The sequence below is a fragment of the Bacterioplanoides pacificum genome, from assembly GCF_042648445.1.
GTDB classification, from domain to species: domain Bacteria; phylum Pseudomonadota; class Gammaproteobacteria; order Pseudomonadales; family Oceanobacteraceae; genus Bacterioplanoides; species Bacterioplanoides pacificum.
In genome coordinates this window covers 374287-390202 of sequence record NZ_JBHRYB010000013.1, presented here as the reverse complement: position 1 = coordinate 390202, position 15916 = coordinate 374287, and the positions used below count along the sequence as shown (strand labels likewise).

16 protein-coding genes are annotated in these 15916 nt (G+C 52.4%); 10 read left to right on the top strand and 6 right to left on the bottom strand.

The window, feature by feature from the left end; genetic code table 11:
- The first annotated feature begins 15 nt into the window (after positions 1 to 15).
- Genes rlmD through ACFOMG_RS12995 form a run of 4 tightly spaced genes read left to right on the top strand, consistent with a single transcriptional unit; the run spans position 16 to position 4798 of the window.
- On the top strand, positions 16 to 1449 hold the full coding sequence (gene rlmD, locus ACFOMG_RS13010; protein WP_376867163.1) for a 23S rRNA (uracil(1939)-C(5))-methyltransferase RlmD: 1434 nt from the start codon (positions 16 to 18) through the stop codon (positions 1447 to 1449).
- On the top strand, positions 1442 to 3700 hold the full coding sequence (gene relA, locus ACFOMG_RS13005) for a GTP diphosphokinase (protein WP_376867160.1): 2259 nt from the start codon (positions 1442 to 1444) through the stop codon (positions 3698 to 3700). The genes rlmD and relA overlap by 8 nt, the downstream gene beginning before the upstream one ends.
- Positions 3700 to 4533, top strand: coding sequence for a nucleoside triphosphate pyrophosphohydrolase (gene mazG, locus ACFOMG_RS13000; RefSeq protein WP_376867159.1), 834 nt, complete (start codon positions 3700 to 3702; stop codon positions 4531 to 4533). Before relA ends, mazG begins: the two co-directional genes overlap by 1 nt.
- Positions 4514 to 4798, top strand: coding sequence for a cysteine-rich CWC family protein (locus tag ACFOMG_RS12995; protein WP_376867157.1), 285 nt, complete (start codon positions 4514 to 4516; stop codon positions 4796 to 4798). The genes mazG and ACFOMG_RS12995 overlap by 20 nt, the downstream gene beginning before the upstream one ends.
- Here ACFOMG_RS12995 and ACFOMG_RS12990 read toward each other — a convergent pair.
- The gene (locus ACFOMG_RS12990; protein ID WP_376867155.1) at positions 4774 to 5601 is read right to left on the bottom strand and encodes a hypothetical protein; all 828 of its coding nucleotides are present in this window, start codon (positions 5599 to 5601) and stop codon (positions 4774 to 4776) included. The two genes, ACFOMG_RS12995 and ACFOMG_RS12990, sit on opposite strands and share 25 nt — an antisense overlap.
- A 94-nt stretch (positions 5602 to 5695) precedes the next feature.
- A complete protein-coding gene (locus ACFOMG_RS12985) occupies positions 5696 to 6589 on the bottom strand; it encodes a LysR family transcriptional regulator (RefSeq protein ID WP_376867153.1) in 894 nt (297 codons plus the stop codon).
- Between the two features lie 131 nt (positions 6590 to 6720).
- On the opposite strand from ACFOMG_RS12985, the gene ACFOMG_RS12980 reads away from it, so the two are divergent.
- From ACFOMG_RS12980 to ACFOMG_RS12955, 6 genes are all read left to right on the top strand, one after another.
- On the top strand, positions 6721 to 7494 hold the full coding sequence (locus ACFOMG_RS12980; RefSeq protein WP_376867152.1) for a ferredoxin--NADP reductase: 774 nt from the start codon (positions 6721 to 6723) through the stop codon (positions 7492 to 7494).
- Between the two features lie 112 nt (positions 7495 to 7606).
- Positions 7607 to 8059, top strand: coding sequence for a hypothetical protein (locus tag ACFOMG_RS12975; protein ID WP_376867150.1), 453 nt, complete (start codon positions 7607 to 7609; stop codon positions 8057 to 8059).
- Between the two features lie 82 nt (positions 8060 to 8141).
- The gene (locus ACFOMG_RS12970) at positions 8142 to 9188 is read left to right on the top strand and encodes a phospholipase A (protein WP_376867148.1); all 1047 of its coding nucleotides are present in this window, start codon (positions 8142 to 8144) and stop codon (positions 9186 to 9188) included.
- A gap of 40 nt (positions 9189 to 9228) precedes the next feature.
- A complete protein-coding gene (locus ACFOMG_RS12965; RefSeq protein WP_376867146.1) occupies positions 9229 to 10362 on the top strand; it encodes an ATP-NAD kinase family protein in 1134 nt (377 codons plus the stop codon).
- 281 nt (positions 10363 to 10643) lie between these two features.
- The gene (locus ACFOMG_RS12960) at positions 10644 to 10868 is read left to right on the top strand and encodes a hypothetical protein (RefSeq protein WP_376867145.1); all 225 of its coding nucleotides are present in this window, start codon (positions 10644 to 10646) and stop codon (positions 10866 to 10868) included.
- Between the two features lie 134 nt (positions 10869 to 11002).
- Positions 11003 to 11473: a hypothetical protein gene (locus tag ACFOMG_RS12955; protein ID WP_376867143.1), complete on the top strand. Its 471-nt coding sequence runs from the start codon at positions 11003 to 11005 to the stop codon at positions 11471 to 11473.
- A gap of 66 nt (positions 11474 to 11539) precedes the next feature.
- On the opposite strand, the gene ACFOMG_RS12950 is transcribed toward ACFOMG_RS12955, so the two are convergent.
- The 4 genes from ACFOMG_RS12950 to ACFOMG_RS12935 all read right to left on the bottom strand — a co-directional run bounded on the left by ACFOMG_RS12950 (position 11540) and on the right by ACFOMG_RS12935 (position 15737).
- A complete protein-coding gene (locus ACFOMG_RS12950) occupies positions 11540 to 11965 on the bottom strand; it encodes a hypothetical protein (protein ID WP_376867142.1) in 426 nt (141 codons plus the stop codon).
- 138 nt (positions 11966 to 12103) lie between these two features.
- Positions 12104 to 13483, bottom strand: coding sequence for a PhoH family protein (locus ACFOMG_RS12945; RefSeq protein ID WP_376867140.1), 1380 nt, complete (start codon positions 13481 to 13483; stop codon positions 12104 to 12106).
- Positions 13484 to 13676: 193 nt separating this feature from the next.
- Positions 13677 to 15458, bottom strand: coding sequence for a sodium:solute symporter family protein (locus ACFOMG_RS12940; protein WP_376867138.1), 1782 nt, complete (start codon positions 15456 to 15458; stop codon positions 13677 to 13679).
- Positions 15459 to 15473: 15 nt separating this feature from the next.
- A complete protein-coding gene (locus ACFOMG_RS12935) occupies positions 15474 to 15737 on the bottom strand; it encodes a DUF4212 domain-containing protein (RefSeq protein ID WP_376867136.1) in 264 nt (87 codons plus the stop codon).
- Between the last annotated feature and the right edge of the window lie 179 nt (positions 15738 to 15916).

The window sequence follows — 15916 nt, the reverse complement described above, 5'->3', positions numbered from 1 at the left end:
GTTTGGGAGTTATTGGTGGCACATCCACGTAAGCGCCGTTCAGCGGCAGCAGTGCGCCGTACGGCAAAACGCCCGGCTGCCAAAGGGCAGGGCACACTACACAGCGCAGCACAGAACAGCGCAGCACAGACGTCGGAATCACAATGCCTGACTCTGGAAATTGACAACCTGACGTCCGATGCCCAGGGCGTCGCCCGTCGCGGCCGTGATGTGTATTTTGTACCCGGTGCGTTACCGGGAGAAACGGTTGAGGTGTTGCTTGACGGACGACGAAAAAAAGTCTGGCAAACACGCTTACGGCAGGTACTGACGCCATCCGATCAGCGCCGCGACGCCGGTTGCCCGCATTACCGTCAGTGTGGCGGTTGCGATATGCAACACATGAGCAGTGAGGCCCAGCTGGAGGCCAAGCAACAACGCAGTCAGCGTGAATTTCAGCGTCAGGGGATTGCCGTGGAGCAGTGGCTGGAACCGATCGTCGGTGAGCCCTGGCATTATCGCCGCAAAGCCCGCCTGGGGGTGCGCTTCAGCAAAGCCGAACAACGCAATTACATTGGCTTCCGTGAAGCCGCTTCCAGTCATATTTCCGATATCGATCATTGTCCGGTGCTGGTACAGCACCCGGTGCTGGACTGGGCGGCCTGGCGTGAGCTGATCAGTGGCCTGCAGGGCCGTGATGCCATCAGCCAGATTGAGGTTATCGCTGCGGATAACGCCCTGGCGCTGGTGTTGCGTCAGCTGAAGCCGTTATCAGCCCAGGACCAGCAGCAGTTGTGCGACTTTGTTGCGCGTTATCAGCAGGATGCACAACCGCTGCAGCTGTGGCTGAAAGATGAACACCACAGCCAGTGTATTTTCCCGCAACATCCGCCTGCGCCGTTATGGCATGAGGTTCAGGGATTACGCCTGAATATGGCGCTGGATGACTTTATTCAGGTTAATGCCAGAGTGAATCAGGCCATGGTTGCCCAGGCCCTGGCGTGGTTGCAGGTGACTGAAAACGACTGTATCTGGGATTTATTTGCCGGCCATGGCAACTTCAGTATGCCGCTGGCACGACTCAGTCAGCAGGTGCTGGCCGTGGAAGTACAACCGGATATGGTGGCCAGCATTCAGCGTCAGGCTGAAAAACTGGCGTTACCTTTGCTGGCAAAACAGGCGGATTTATCGGAGGCGGGTTGTTTACAGGCGTTACCCGAACCTCAGGCGGTGTTATTGGACCCTCCCCGGGCCGGTGCTGCTCAGGTGTGTGAAGAGCTGATTCGTCGCCAGGTTCCGCGCATTGTTTATGTTTCCTGTGATGTGGCAACACTGGCCCGCGATCTGGCCAGCTTAACCGCCGCAGGCTACACAGTTGTCAAAGCAGGCATTATGGATATGTTTCCTCAGACCCATCATGTAGAGACCATGGTGCTGCTGCAATATAAGAGTAAAAACAGACATGGTTAAGGTCAGAGATACCCACCCCTTGCTCCATGACGGTTCACTGGATGTGGATCGCTGGATGGAGAGTATTCAGCAGTCGCTCGAAGTCGGCGACCCGGAAGTCATTCGCCAGGCCCTGGTTACCGCCAAACAGTTGTCCGATGAAGCGATTGCCAACCGTACTTACTGGTCGATTGACAGTGTACAGATGGGCCTGGAAATGGCTCAGATTCTGCTCGATTTACGCCTGGATACCGATTCCATTGTGGCGGCTATTCTGTACCGGGCCGTGCGCGAAGGGCGGCTGGCACTGCGTAAAGTGGAAAAGGAGTTTGGTGACAATGTTGCCAAGCTGATTGAAGGTGTGTTGCGCATGGCAGCCATCAGTGCCATTCAGAATGATGGCGCTAAAGATCAGACCGTGCTGGGCCAGCGTGAGGCCCAGGTGGATAACATGCGCAAAATGCTGGTCGCCATGATAGATGACGTGCGGGTGGCGCTGATCAAGCTGGCTGAGCGTACGTCGGCAATCCGGGCGGTGAAAGACGCACCGGAAGATAAACGCCGTAAAGTGGCCGAAGAGGTGTTTAATATCTATGCACCGCTGGCACACCGTTTGGGTATTGGTCACCTGAAATGGGAACTGGAGGATCTGGCGTTTCGTTATCTGCAGCCCCATTCCTATAAAAAAATTGCCCGTTTGCTGGATGAAAAACGCTTGACCCGCCAAAGCTATATTGAGCAGGTGGTACAGCGTATGCGCGACGAATTGCTGGGGGCCGGGATCAAATGTGATGTCTATGGCCGCGCCAAGCATATCTACAGCATCTGGCGCAAAATGAACCGCAAAAACCTCGATTTCTCTCAGATTTACGATATCCGGGCGGTGCGGATTCTGGTGCCGGAAGTGAAGGATTGTTATGCCACGCTGGGCATCGTGCATTCATTGTGGCGCCATATCCCGAACGAATTCGACGATTACATCGCCAACCCGAAAGAAAACGGTTATCGCTCGTTGCATACCGCTGTGATCGGCCCGGAAGGCAAAATACTTGAGGTTCAGATTCGTACTCACCAGATGCACGAAGATGCCGAACTGGGGGTATGTGCCCACTGGCTGTACAAAGGCACCGACATTAATGCCAAAGACCAGGGCTATGAGCAAAAAATCGCCTGGTTGCGTCAGGTACTGGAATGGCATGAAGAACTGGATGATCTGCCCGAGCTGATCGGTGAGTTACGTTCCGATATCAGCCCCGACCGGATTTATGTTTTCACCCCGGATGGCCATGTCGTGGACCTGCCACCTAAAGCCACACCGGTGGACTTTGCCTACCGGGTGCATACCGAGGTCGGCAACAAATGCCGGGGTGCCAAGGTGAACGGCCGGATTGTGCCGTTAACTTACCTGCTGAAAACCGGTGAGCAGGTGGAAATTCTGACCAACGCCAATGCCCATCCAAGTCGCGATTGGCTGTATCCGGAAGCCGGTTACATCCATTCCAGCCGCGCCCGGGCGAAGGTGGCACACTGGTTTAAGCTGCAGGCGAAAGATCAGAATATTGAAGAAGGACGGCAGCTGGTGTTGCGCGAACTCGATCGCCTCGACCTGGTCGACCAGCCGCTGCAGAAAATTGCCGAGCAGGTGAACATGAAGTCGGTCGACGACATGTTTGCTGCCGTGGGAGCCGGTGATTTGCGCGCCGGACAAATTGTGCATGCCGTATTGCAGCAGGCCGACCGTAATTCACCGAAGATGGACCAGCAGGAACTGCCGCTGCTGCGCAAGCCGGAAACCAGTCAGAAAGCCGCCAGTGCCGATGATGTGTTTATCGAAGGGGTCGGCAACCTGATGACCAATCTGGCCAACTGCTGCCAGCCGGTACCGGGAGATGATATCCGTGGCTATGTCACCATTGGCCGCGGGGTGAACGTGCATCGCAGTGATTGTGAAAACCTGCTGCATCTGGAAATGACCGAACCACAACGGGTATTACAGGTTTCCTGGGGCGCGCGTCCGAGTCAGAATTATCCGGTGGATATGAGCATTGAAGCTTATGACCGTACCGGGCTGTTGCGCGATGTCAGTGGCTTGTTAGCCAATGAAAAAGTGAATGTACTGGCGGTGAACACCCAGTCGAACCCGGGGGAAAATACCGCCAGCATGAACATCACTGTTGAGGTGGAAAGTCTCGAGGGTCTGTCACGGCTGATGAATAAAATTGCCCAGTTGCCCAACGTCACCAGTGCCCGGCGTATTCGCGGAGGTCATTGATGTATCGGCTGGATGATTTGTTGTTTTGTATGCAGCGTTTACGCAACCCTCAAACCGGTTGCCCGTGGGACCTGAAACAGGACTTCGCCAGTATTCTGCCGCATACCCTGGAAGAAGCCTACGAAGTGGCGGATGCGATTGAACGTCAGGATTGGCCCCACCTGGAAGAAGAGCTGGGAGACCTGCTGTTCCAGGTGATTTTTTATGGCCAGATCGGCAGTGAACAACAGCTGTTTGATGTGGCTTCGGTGATCGACAAGCTGGTGGCTAAACTGATCCGGCGACACCCGCATGTGTTCCCGCAGGGGGATTTAGCCAGTGAACGTGATCCGCAGATTACACCGCAGGAAGCCGAAGTCAGTGCTAACTGGGAGGCCATCAAAGCGGAAGAAAAGCGGCTGTTACAGGCGTCCGGGCGAGCGTTGCCGGCAGCGGGGCTGTTAGCCGATGTGCCGCTGGCATTGCCGGGCTTAAGCCGGGCGGTCAAGTTGCAGAAAAAAGCGTCCGCCGTCGGTTTTGACTGGCAGGACGTCGCTGGGGTACTGGATAAAATCCGCGAAGAACTGGCTGAGGTGGAAGCCGAACTGGAAAGTGGTGATCAGCAGGCGCTGGAAAATGAAATTGGTGATTTATTATTTGCCGTGACCAATCTGGCCCGCCACAGCCGGATCAATCCGGAGCAGGCGATACGTGGCACTAACCAGCGTTTTCAGTCACGGTTTGAGTTTGTTGAACAACAGATAGAACAACAGGGTGGCTGGCAACAGGCGACCAGCGAGCAGATGGAAAGCGCCTGGCAGGCGGCCAAATACTATGAAAAAGCCAACTCCTGATACCCAGACGGAGGCATTATTTTATGCCGCTGACGGTGGTTGTGATGAGGTACCACAAGCGCCAGCTTGTTGCCCGCTGTGCGGGACTGATAATCAGTGTCTGATGGCCCGTCCCGGTTACCACAATCCGCGTGATTGCTGGTGTATGACGCTGGATGAGCGGTTGCCGGAGGAGCTGCTGGAGCTGGTTCCGGCAGAACAACGTGGCCAGCGCTGTATCTGCCAGGCCTGTGTGCAGGCTTATTGGTGTGGCGAAATCCCGTAGTCGAGAATCAGCTGACGAAAGTCACGGCGGCGGGTGATTTCCCTGACCAGGTTATCCAGCTGGTGCTGCCCCAGTAATTGCGGGCGGATCAGGATGCTGTGTGAATAATGCTGGTCGTATTTTTCGGACACCAGAAACTGCGATGCTTTCGCCGGGTTTTGTTGCACGAATCGTTGCCAGTAGGCTTCTGACATCAGCGCCACGTCACCATGACCCCGCTGTAGCAGATCGAGCACTTTCTGATTATCCCAGGTCAGGGTGATCTGGTAATTGTCACGTAGAAAGGTCTCATCCGAATTGTAGCCGGCAAAACCGTAGTGATAGCCGAGAATGCCAACCAGGTGACGCTGCTGCAGTTGCTCAAAAAAGCGCTGGTCTCGTCCCGGCGCGGCCTGTGCTATGTACAATTCGCCACCCGACTGATACGGCTGGCTGGCGCGAATATCAATGTTACGCCGCGCCCAGCCCCATTTCATATTTTCGTATAAAAATGCATCGACATCCTGATTCAGATAGGCCTGATAACGGCGCTTGGGAGACACAGGAACAGCTTCAAAGGTCAGTTGCTGCTGGTGCTGATTAAGAATGGCGATCAGCCGTTGTGCCATGCCCCGCAGCTGCCCCTGATCATCGTATTCGGCAAACGGCGAAAACGGATATACCCCCACCCGTACGCGTTGTGGCGGGGTTTTATGCGCCTTAATGTCGTCTTCAGCCTGAGTCCGGGCAGACAGGCCTGGCAGTAACAGGATGGTCAGTAACAGGATCAGCCAGGTGTGGCCGCAGTGTCGGATATTGGTCATTCGTAAGTCCCGGCAGCAATCGCTAATTCAGTGTAGCAACTTCAGCGGCGGCAACGCTGTCCTGATACGACAGTCAGTAAATAAAAACAGCCTTTTATGGGTAGTCGCGACATAACTGCAACCAGGCGTTCAGCCCTGCACTGCGGTACTTTTGTTTGTGCACTATCAGGTAAAGGGTGCGCGAGAAGTCCCGGGCCGGAACGTCAATCTGCACCAGGCTGCCACGTTTGAATGCATCCTGCAGGGTGATCAGTGATAAACAGCCCACGCCCAGTTGGGCTTCCACCGCACGTTTGATGGCTTCGGTGTGTTGCAGTTCGAGGCTGATATTCAGCTCAGGTAATAAGCCGTGCATGGTGCGGTCGAACGCCTGGCGGGTGCCGGAGCCGGGTTCACGTAAAATCCAGCTGGCTGCCAGCAGATCCTGATCGCGGATGTTATCACCGCGCTGCTGTTGCACTGCCAGTGGATGCTCCGGGTGACAGAAAATGGCCAGTGTGTCATCGCGCCAGGACATCACATCCAGCTCCGGGTGGTTCAGTTCGCCTTCAATCAGACCGGTGTCCAGCTGATAGTTCAGTACCTGCTCGGCGATGCGGGCGGTATTGGCGACCTCCAGCTGCACTGCGGCCTCCGGGTGTTGTTTCATATATTCGGCCATCAGGCCAACCGCCAGGTAATTACCGATCGACAGGGTGGCACCAATATTCAGCGGCCCGGCATCGGCGTGACGGGTCAGTGCCTGCTCGAAATCCCGCGCCTGCGCCAGTAACGCTTCTGCCCGGGGGCGGATCTGACGGCCCTGTTCATTCAGTTTCAGGCGTTTGCCGACGCGATCAAACAACTGGATATCAAACTGACTTTCGAAGTCCTTCAGTGAACTGCTGGCAGCACTCTGAGACATCGCCAGATCATTGGCTGCCCGGGTCAGATTTTCATAGTTGGCAATGGCCAGAAATACTTCCAGCTGACGCAGGCTGTAACGCATAGCAATAGCTCCCGGAGAGGGTCTTTATATCGGTAAAATCGAATATCTATATAAAGATAAGTCGTTTTACCGATATTATCCGTCAGACTATGCTGTGTGGCAATCAATAACCACTTACCCGGAGCCCGATCATGAGTAACCTGATTCGCGAAACTGTGACCAGTGTTCATCACTGGAATGAAACCCTGTTCAGCTTTACCACCACCCGCAATCAGGGGCTGCGTTTCAAAAACGGTCATTTCACCATGATTGGGCTGGAAGTTGAGGATAAGCCGTTGCTGCGGGCATACAGCATTGCCAGCGCCAATTATGAAGAAGAAATGGAGTTCTTTTCCATTAAAGTGCAGGACGGCCCTTTGACCTCAAAACTGCAGAAGCTGGCGGTGGGGGATGAAATTCTGGTGGGTACCAAGCCGGTCGGTACGCTGATCACAGATAACCTGTTACCCGGTAAAAACCTCTATCTGTTATCCACCGGTACCGGTCTGGCACCTTTTATGAGCATCATCAAAGATCTGGATGTGTATGAGCAGTATGACAAGGTGGTGCTGACGCATGGTGTGCGTTATGTGTCTGAGCTGGCGTATCAGGATCGTATTGAACAGGAATTACCGAACAACGAATATTTTGGCGATATCGTGCGCGATAAACTGATTTATTACCCCACTGTAACCCGTGAAACCTACCGCAATACCGGGCGGCTGACTGATCTGATCCGTAGTGGCAAATTAACCGCGGATATTGGCCTGGCAGATCTGGATCCGGAAAACGATCGTTTTATGTTGTGTGGCAGTCCGGCGATGCTGGATGAGCTGACCAGCATGCTGGACGAACTGGGTTTTAAAGAAGCCCGTGCCGGCCAGGCCGGTCACTATGTGATTGAACGCGCTTTCGTGGAAAAATAATTTCCCTCCCTTCTGCCTGACCGGAATCTTGGCCCGGGCAGGCAGCTTTTTGGCATTAATTCTGCTCTGACCTAGCTGAAACTGTTTTCTGTCATATTTTTGTCGGGAGTAAATGATGCCGGGTTATGGAAAAGTTGACGCTGTATTGCGCAGCCTGAATGGTGCTACGGAGATCAGCAAAGAAATCCGTGACGCCAACTTTATACTGGAGCGGCTGGAAATGAAGCAGCAGCTGACCGATCTGGCCGGTTATATTTCGGTGGCCAAGATGGAGCTCAGCCTGTTGCAGCACAGTATCGAAGAAAAAGACCAGCAACTGCTACGCCAGGCCGAAGCGCTGGCCTATAAAGGCAATATTAAACGCCGGGGGGATGGCTATTATCGCACTGCCGATAATCGCCCCTATGGCCAGCCTTATTGTTCTTATTGCTGGGAGCATGATCAGCAGCTGATTCATTTACATAACCGTGTGTTAAGTAACGATATCCGTATTTGCCCACACTGCAAAAATGAATATCAGAATGCCCGTACCCCCTATATTGAAGCGGATTTACTGGCGGTATAACGGGTTATTTTAGCCGTGGGCTGGTATCCGGCTGAGCAGGTTATTATGATGCGGCGCGAGGATAATCTGTTGAGGATAAACGATGCGCCTGTTTCCCCTGGCCCTGCTAACGGGCCTGTTATCAGTTCCGGTACTGGCTGACAACAACGCCGCTAACAACGGCAATGCCAACGTCGATAGCAACGCTAACAGCAGCGCAGATGAGGTGTTGCTGCCGGATGATTCACCGCTGAAAACCACCCTGCAACAAGTGGAGGTTATTGATCCACAGGAGTTGCCGGAAGCCGTACGTAATCTGCCCACGCTGGTGGAAAAAATTCAGGTTGAGCGGGCGGCGGCTAACAGCCGTTATGTGTTATTGCCACACCGGCCAAATTATATTCTGCCACTGACCTATCAGTCACGACCCAACCCACGGGAATGGGAGCGGCTGGTGAATGAGCTGAGTAATGGCCAGGCAGAGGATCCGGGTGAGTTTGATCACGTGGAAGCGATGTTTCAGATCAGCATTAAATACCTGCTGGCCGAAGGTCTGGTGGGCAAACACAGTACGCTGGAAGTCGGTTATACCAACCGTTCGTTCTGGCAGGCGTATAATTCTGAAATCTCCCGACCTTTCCGTGAAACCAATCACGAGCCTGAGCTGATTTTGTCCTGGCGTCCCAAGCACATTGATTGGCTGGAGCAGGCTGGCCTGGCGCTGAATCACCAGTCTAACGGCCAGACCAGTTCATTATCTCGCAGCTGGAACCGGGTGATTTTTCATGCCGCGTCGATCGTCGGCGATGGTATCTGGTATTTACGCGCCTGGTGGCGTATTCCGGAAGAAAGTTCCGCTGATCCGTTTGACCCGAGCGATAACGATAACCCAGATATAGACGATTATATGGGGCCGGGTGAATTATCTTATTTACACGTGATGGATCAGCATAATTTTTCGGTGACGCTCCGCAATAATTTAAATTTTGACGAAAATCGCGGTGCCCTGCAGCTGGAGTGGAGTTTTCCGATGACCAAACGCCTGAAAGGTTACATGCAATATTTTAATGGTTATGGCGAAAGTCTGATCGATTACGATCGTTATCAGGAACGTTTTGGTATTGGTATCCAGTTATCCGGCTGGCTCTGATCAGGATATAATAATCGCTTATTTTTAACGGGAACCCGGTATGATCACCTTTGGACTGATTATTAATCCGTTGGCCGGTATTGGTGGTGCTGTTGGCTTAAAAGGCAGTGATGGCATGGCCGCAGAAGCGTTTCGCCGCGGGGCGGAAAAAAAAGCCATGCAGCGCAGCGAGCAGGCCTTGCAGTGTCTGCTCGAACAACAACATAACTGCCGGTTTCTCAGTTGCCCGGGAGAAATGGGTGAACAATTGCTGACGGCGATGGGGTTCAGTGTCAGCCTGGTGGATATCAAACTGCCATCTTCCGGTGTGACCTGTGCCGCGGATACCCGTGAGGCAGCCCGGCAAATGGCCGACGCCGGGGTGGATGTGTTGATTTTTGCCGGTGGTGACGGTACCGCGCGGGATATTCTGCAGGCACTGGAACAGGCGGGTCGCAGTGATATTCCGGTATTAGGTATTCCTGCCGGGGTGAAAATTCATTCCGCAGTATATGGCGTAACACCGCAGGCCAGTGGTGAAGTATTACGCGCACTGGTTAGCGGAAAGCTGGTGGATATCAAAGAATCTGAAGTCCGTGATCTGGATGAGGAAGCCTTTCGCCAGGACCGGGTTGTCGCCCGTCATTTTGGTGAACTGCAGGTGCCTCAGCTGGGTCATTTTGTCCAGGCTGTAAAACAGGGCGGGGTGGAATCGGAAGAGCTGGTACTGGCCGATATTGCCGCTTATATACGCGAGATGATGGAAGACGACGAAGACGTGTTGTACCTGATTGGTTCCGGCAAAACCACTCAGGCGGTGATGCAGGAGCTGCAGCTGGATAACACACTGTTAGGTGTTGATGCGGTATTTCAGCAACAGCTGGTTGGTCAGGACCTCAGCGAGCAGGGCATTCTGGCATTGCTGGATCAATATCCCCGCGCCCGGGCGGTATTAAGTGTGATGGGTGGCCAGGGCCATATTATTGGCCGCGGCAATCAGCAGTTCAGCCCGCAGGTACTTAAGCGTCTGGGCAAAAAGAATGTCTGTCTGATTTCCAGCAAAAGTAAACTGACGGCGCTGGCCGGGCGGCCGTTAACGATCGACAGTGGTGATTGTCAGCTGGATAAACAGTGGTCCGGTACGATTCAGGTAATTACCGGTTACCGTGATCAGGTGGTACAAAACCTCCGCTGATAGGGTGTTTCTGCCCGGGTAGTTATACCGGCCAGTCGTGATCTGGCCGGCAGATTAAAAAAATTGCATTTGGTAACAATTCCCTACGCTTCTTCACTACCCGGTGATCCTTAAATACTTTCTTTAAAATCAAAGAGTTATAGCTATACTTCAGGACGTTTCTGAACGCTGCGGGAATAACCCAAGGCTTGCTGGCTTGTTTGTCGGCGTGTGCTCCCTACAATGCGCACACGTTTCGTAATGGTATTGCTATGAAGTGTTGTTATTGCCGTGAAAATGTTTTGTCCGGGGAGCCCCTGACGGTACCGGGAACCGGGCCCGCACATCGCAGTTGTTATGAAAAAAATCTGATCGAACAACGTATCTTCCGGCAGCTGAATCTGCGCGGCTTACCGGATGTGGAATTACGTGAGTTAGCAGATATGGTGCAAATGGAATTAAACGTCCGGAATGCTGAACAAAGTGGTATCGATTTGTGGCAACAGGACGATGTGTTGTTTGGTTAAACTGGTTGTTTTATTCGTAGCGGTTATCCGTTAATATCAATCTCCCTTTCATTCCCGTCTTGGGAATATATTGATTAATTTGTCATTCATTAACTGAACTATATTAATCGTTTAACTAATATCCGAGGTACTAAGTGAGCGTGTTTGCGACTGATATCGATAAACAGATCCAGCAGCATCAGCAAAAAATCCAGGAACTGGAAAAGCTGAAAGTGGATCAGGAAAAGAAGTTTGAAGGTATTAAAGAGTTTGATGTTCAGATCAAACGTCTGTGCAATCAGAACAGCCTGACGGAAGAAGAATTATACGTTTCCCGCGCGGAAAAAATTGAAAACTGGATTGTTGGCCTGTCTCAGAATGAGTCACCGTCTTCCATTTATAAAAATCTGAAGAAACACTTTGAAAAGGTGATCGCCAAGGAAGCGCGTGGTGGCACTAAAGCGACCAAACCTTCAACCCTGCCTAAGCCAAAACTGGCGGTGGGTGTGTACCAGAATCCGGCCACCCATGAGAAAGTGGAAAAAATTAAGCGTAACCCACGTCAACTGGATGAATGGATTGCGGAATACGGTTTTGAAATTGTAAAAACCTGGAAGGTCAGCTGACATTTCAGTGGTTGCCTCAGGCATAAAAAAACCGCCAGCTGGCGGTTTTTTTATGCGCTTTGAAACTCAGAAAAGGTTTAACACCAGTGCTGCCGGTTCACAATAATCCTTTTTCTTCAGATCGTTCTTCTGTTTTGATTGTTCAGATTTAATCCAGGTGTAGCTGCTGGGGGAACCTTTACAGATGGTCAGACCCAAAACGTTATTTTTGGATTTAACGAACACATTCATATTCACCAGTCCGCGGGTACGGGAGCGCAGGTGGATTTTTTTGGGTGAAATGGTGTAGGAACGCAGCCCGTCTTTGGCGGTGACGTTCATGCTCTGACCGGCCGGCGCATTGACGAATACCGCATCGTCACGGATTTCCAGGCTGGTCCAGTTGGAATCGGTTTCAAATTCCAGCTCGTAGATTTTTTCTTCTGCCAGGGCGGTTACAGAAGCCGTGGTGGCGGACGCCGTCAGCAGGGCACTCAGAATCAGTTTTTTCATACAACCTTCCGTGGAATCTCCGGAGGTAGGTGAATTTATAATCAGCCACCGGATGAAGGGTGGCTAAAAAATATAAGTGTCATAGTTATATAGTTCAGGTTTCTTATATCGTCAAAGTTCAGAGAGCAATTCTCCGGCTTATAAATGATTTTCGGCGTATTCTGCCAGCTCGGAGCGGGGTGAACCTTCCAGGTGAACGGTCCCGCCATGGGCAAACCCTTTAAAACGTTCGATCAGGTAGGTCAGGCCGGAGCTGATCGGGTTGAGATACGGGGTATCGATCTGTGCCAGGTTACCCAGGCAAACCACTTTACTGCCGGCTCCGGCGCGGGTGATGATGGTTTTGATCTGGTGGGGGGTCAGGTTCTGACATTCGTCGATTAATATCAGGCTGTGCTGGAAACTACGGCCGCGGATATAGTTCAGTGATTTAAACTGTAATGGCACTTTCTGCAGGATGTAGTCGACGCTGGAAGGTGAATGTTCATCATCGCTGTGTAACGCTTCCAGATTGTCTGTAATAGCGCCTAACCAGGGTTCCATCTTTTCTGCTTCGGTGCCTGGCAGGTAACCGATGTCTTCGTCCAGCCCCCGGGTGCTGCGGGTGGCGATAATGCGGCGGAACTGACTGGTGGCAACTGTCATTTCGATGGCGGCAGCCAGTGCCAGGATGGTTTTCCCGGATCCCGCCTGGCCCGTCAGGGTGACCAGATGGACATCAGGGTCGAGTAACAGGTTAAGTGCCAGCGCTTGTGGAATATCACGCGGCGACAGGCCCCAGGCGCTCTGGCTCAGCAGTTGTTCGCCAGACAGGTCCTGTAACACGGCCTGCTGTTGTTCCAGGCTGACAATTTTCCCGACAAATCCTTTTTCATCCACAATAAAGCGATTGAGGTAGAGCTCTTCCGGCAGGTCCGTCAGTGCAATGCGATGGTAGGTGCCGGTTTCGTCGTGGAAAGTTTCAACCTGTTGCTGGCTGTCCCAGAACGACCCGGCACAAGTGAAATAACCGGTTTCCAGTAATGACACATCATCGACCAGCTGATCGTTCTGATAATCCTGTGCACCCAGGCCACAGCCCCGGGCTTTGAGGCGCATATTAATGTCTTTGGTGATCAGGATCACATCGCGACGCGGATATTTTTCCTGCAGCCCGACCATGCTGTTAATAATTTTATTGTCGTTGAGGTCGGATGGCAGGGCTCGTTTGGGCGATTCAAAACGATCCAGCAAAATAGAAAGGTGTCCCTGCGTGTTACCGTCGGGGCGGATAATGGGAACCCCTTTGGCGATTTCGGTCGGTGTGGCATCACCGATAATACGGTCGATCTGACGGATGGCTTCACGGCAGTCGGTGGCGATGGCCGCCTTGCCCATTTTTAATTTGTCCAGTTCTTCCAGTACCGTCATCGGAATAACGACCTGATGTTCTTCAAAATTCAGGATCGCCTGAGGATCGTGAATCAGAACATTGGTATCCAGTACGTACAGCTTGGTAGCGGACTTGGTAGCAGCCATATAATCATTCTCCTTGATCACTATGGTTTCACTATGTTGGCTTTCGCCAGGCTTGGCAAGTGTCGGTTTTGTTACGTGTTTCAGGCCCCGGGTTTCTGAGTCCGGCGGATGGTGGCACCATCCGGGCATAAAAAAACCCGGCACTGGCCGGGTTTTCTCAGTCCGTTAAATGGCGGACTTATCCATCAGCGGATCAGTGATCCTGTGCCGCACCGGCCCCTTTAGGAACACGGATGTCTTCAATCATATGGCGGACTTCTTCCGGAATTGGTGCCGTCATATTCGACACAATAAAGGCGGTGGCAAAGTTCAGTAACGCACCAACCGCACCAAAGGCTTCCGGAGCAATGCCGAGGAACCAGTTGTCCGGCGTGTTCGCCAGCATGTTGGTGCCGGATACGAAGAACCAGCCTTTATAGGTGAAGATATACACCAGCGTGGAGGTCAGACCGACCAGCATACCGCTGACTGCACCGGTGTTGTTTACCTTAGTGCTGAAGATACCCATCATCAGTACCGGGAAGATGGAGGATGCGGCCAGACCAAAGGCCAGTGCCACCACCTGGGCAGCAAAGCCCGGCGGGTTAAGCCCCAGATACCCGGCTACCAGAATCGCACCGGCCATCGACACACGAGCGGCGAGTAATTCCTGCTTTTCGTTAATCTGTGGCATAAAGGTGCTTTTCAGCAGGTCATGGGAAATAGCGGAAGAAATCGCCAGTAATAAGCCCGCTGCTGTTGACAGCGCCGCAGCCAGACCACCGGCAGCCACCAGTGCAATTACCCAGTTTGGCAGCTGTGCAATTTCAGGGTTGGCCAGTACCATAATATCGCGGTCGACCTTCGTCATTTCGTTGCCTTTCCAGCCGAAACTTTCTGCTTTGGCGGCAAACTCCGGATTTTTGTCGTTGTAGTACTGAATACGACCATCACCGTTTTTATCTTCAAATTTCAGCAGACCGGTGGTTTCCCAGTTTTTGAACCAGTCCGGACGTTCGTCATACACCAGGTTGGCTTGTGGATCACCAACTTCCAGTGTTGGGTTCTGAATGGTATTGGTCAGATTCAGACGTGCCATTGAGCCTACCGCCGGTGCTGTGGTGTACAGAATGGCAATAAACAGCAATGCCCAGCCTGCTGATTTACGCGCATCGGATACTTTTGGCACGGTGAAGAAACGGATAATAACGTGGGGCAGACCTGCGGTACCCATCATTAACGACAGGGTATACATCAGCATATTAAAGCTGCCGCCTTTTTGAGCGGTGTATTCGGCAAAGCCCAGGTCGACCAGAGTCTGATCCAGTTTCAGCAGCAGCGGGGTTCCGTCGGCGGTATCACTGAGGAAGCCCAGCTGTGGCAGCGGGTTGCCGGTCAGGTTCAGGGAAATAAACACCGCCGGAACTGTGTAAGCAAAAATCAGCACACAATACTGAGCGATCTGAGTGTAGGTTACCCCTTTCATGCCACCCAATACGGCGTAGAAAAATACGATGCCCATACCGGCGTATAAACCGGTGGAATAATCGGTATCGAGGAAACGAGAGAATGCCACGCCGATGCCTTTCATCTGGCCGATAACGTAGGTCAGAGACGCCACGATCAGACAAATAACAGCAACAATACGTGCCGTTCTGGAGTAATAACGATCACCGATAAAATCCGGCACCGTAAATTTGCCGAACTTACGCAGGTAAGGTGCCAGGCACAGTGCCAGTAACACATAACCACCGGTCCAGCCCATCAGGAAAATAGAGGCGTCATAACCTTTAAACGCAATCAGACCAGCCATGCCGATAAACGAGGCCGCCGACATCCAGTCAGCCCCGGTGGCCATACCATTGGCAACCGGGTGGACACCGCCACCGGCGGCGTAAAATTCACCCGTGGTTCCGGCGCGGGCCCAGACTGCGATCCCCATGTAGAGCGCGAAGGTCGCGCCAACTACTAAATACGTTAATGTTTGCAGATCCATAGATAGCTCCTCGTATTAATCGTCTACGCCAAACTCGCGATCGAGTTCACGCATTTTTTTGGCGTAAAAGAACACAATGAACAGGAATACATAAATGGAGCCCTGCTGTGCGAACCAGAAACCTAAACCCACACCGCCGATAGGAATTGCATCGAGCACGTCCCGCAGCAGAATACCGAAGCCATAAGAAACTACTGCCCACAGAATCAGCAACTTGATCATCAGGCTGATGTTTCTGCGCCAATAGGCTTGTTTATCGTCGTCTGACTTAAAAGCCATAACCCCCTCCTAGTTTTTATTAGATGCCCATTCAAGCTAGGGGAGGCGTCTCTATATAAGAAGATAGACCTTGGTATTAACTCTGAAAGAGTGTTACCTCTGTTTTTAAAATCCTTTAAAAAACAATGATTTAAATATTATTCCTGGTGTTACTTTTTGACACATGAATACCTTGGTAT

Excerpts from the sequence above, each read along its gene's own strand:
- ACFOMG_RS12990 (WP_376867155.1), bottom strand. The coding sequence starts at position 5,601 with ATGACCAATATCCGACACTGCGGCCACACCTGGCTGATCCTGTTACTG.
- ACFOMG_RS12970 (WP_376867148.1), top strand. The coding sequence starts at position 8,142 with ATGCGCCTGTTTCCCCTGGCCCTGCTAACGGGCCTGTTATCAGTTCCG.
- ACFOMG_RS12975 (WP_376867150.1), top strand. The coding sequence starts at position 7,607 with ATGATGCCGGGTTATGGAAAAGTTGACGCTGTATTGCGCAGCCTGAAT.
- ACFOMG_RS12945 (WP_376867140.1), bottom strand. The coding sequence starts at position 13,483 with ATGGCTGCTACCAAGTCCGCTACCAAGCTGTACGTACTGGATACCAAT.
- mazG (WP_376867159.1), top strand. The coding sequence starts at position 3,700 with ATGTATCGGCTGGATGATTTGTTGTTTTGTATGCAGCGTTTACGCAAC.
- ACFOMG_RS12980 (WP_376867152.1), top strand. The coding sequence starts at position 6,721 with ATGAGTAACCTGATTCGCGAAACTGTGACCAGTGTTCATCACTGGAAT.
- ACFOMG_RS12995 (WP_376867157.1), top strand. The coding sequence starts at position 4,514 with ATGAAAAAGCCAACTCCTGATACCCAGACGGAGGCATTATTTTATGCC.
- relA (WP_376867160.1), top strand. The coding sequence starts at position 1,442 with ATGGTTAAGGTCAGAGATACCCACCCCTTGCTCCATGACGGTTCACTG.
- ACFOMG_RS12965 (WP_376867146.1), top strand. The coding sequence starts at position 9,229 with ATGATCACCTTTGGACTGATTATTAATCCGTTGGCCGGTATTGGTGGT.
- ACFOMG_RS12940 (WP_376867138.1), bottom strand. The coding sequence starts at position 15,458 with ATGGATCTGCAAACATTAACGTATTTAGTAGTTGGCGCGACCTTCGCG.
- ACFOMG_RS12935 (WP_376867136.1), bottom strand. The coding sequence starts at position 15,737 with ATGGCTTTTAAGTCAGACGACGATAAACAAGCCTATTGGCGCAGAAAC.
- ACFOMG_RS12950 (WP_376867142.1), bottom strand. The coding sequence starts at position 11,965 with ATGAAAAAACTGATTCTGAGTGCCCTGCTGACGGCGTCCGCCACCACG.
- ACFOMG_RS12985 (WP_376867153.1), bottom strand. The coding sequence starts at position 6,589 with ATGCGTTACAGCCTGCGTCAGCTGGAAGTATTTCTGGCCATTGCCAAC.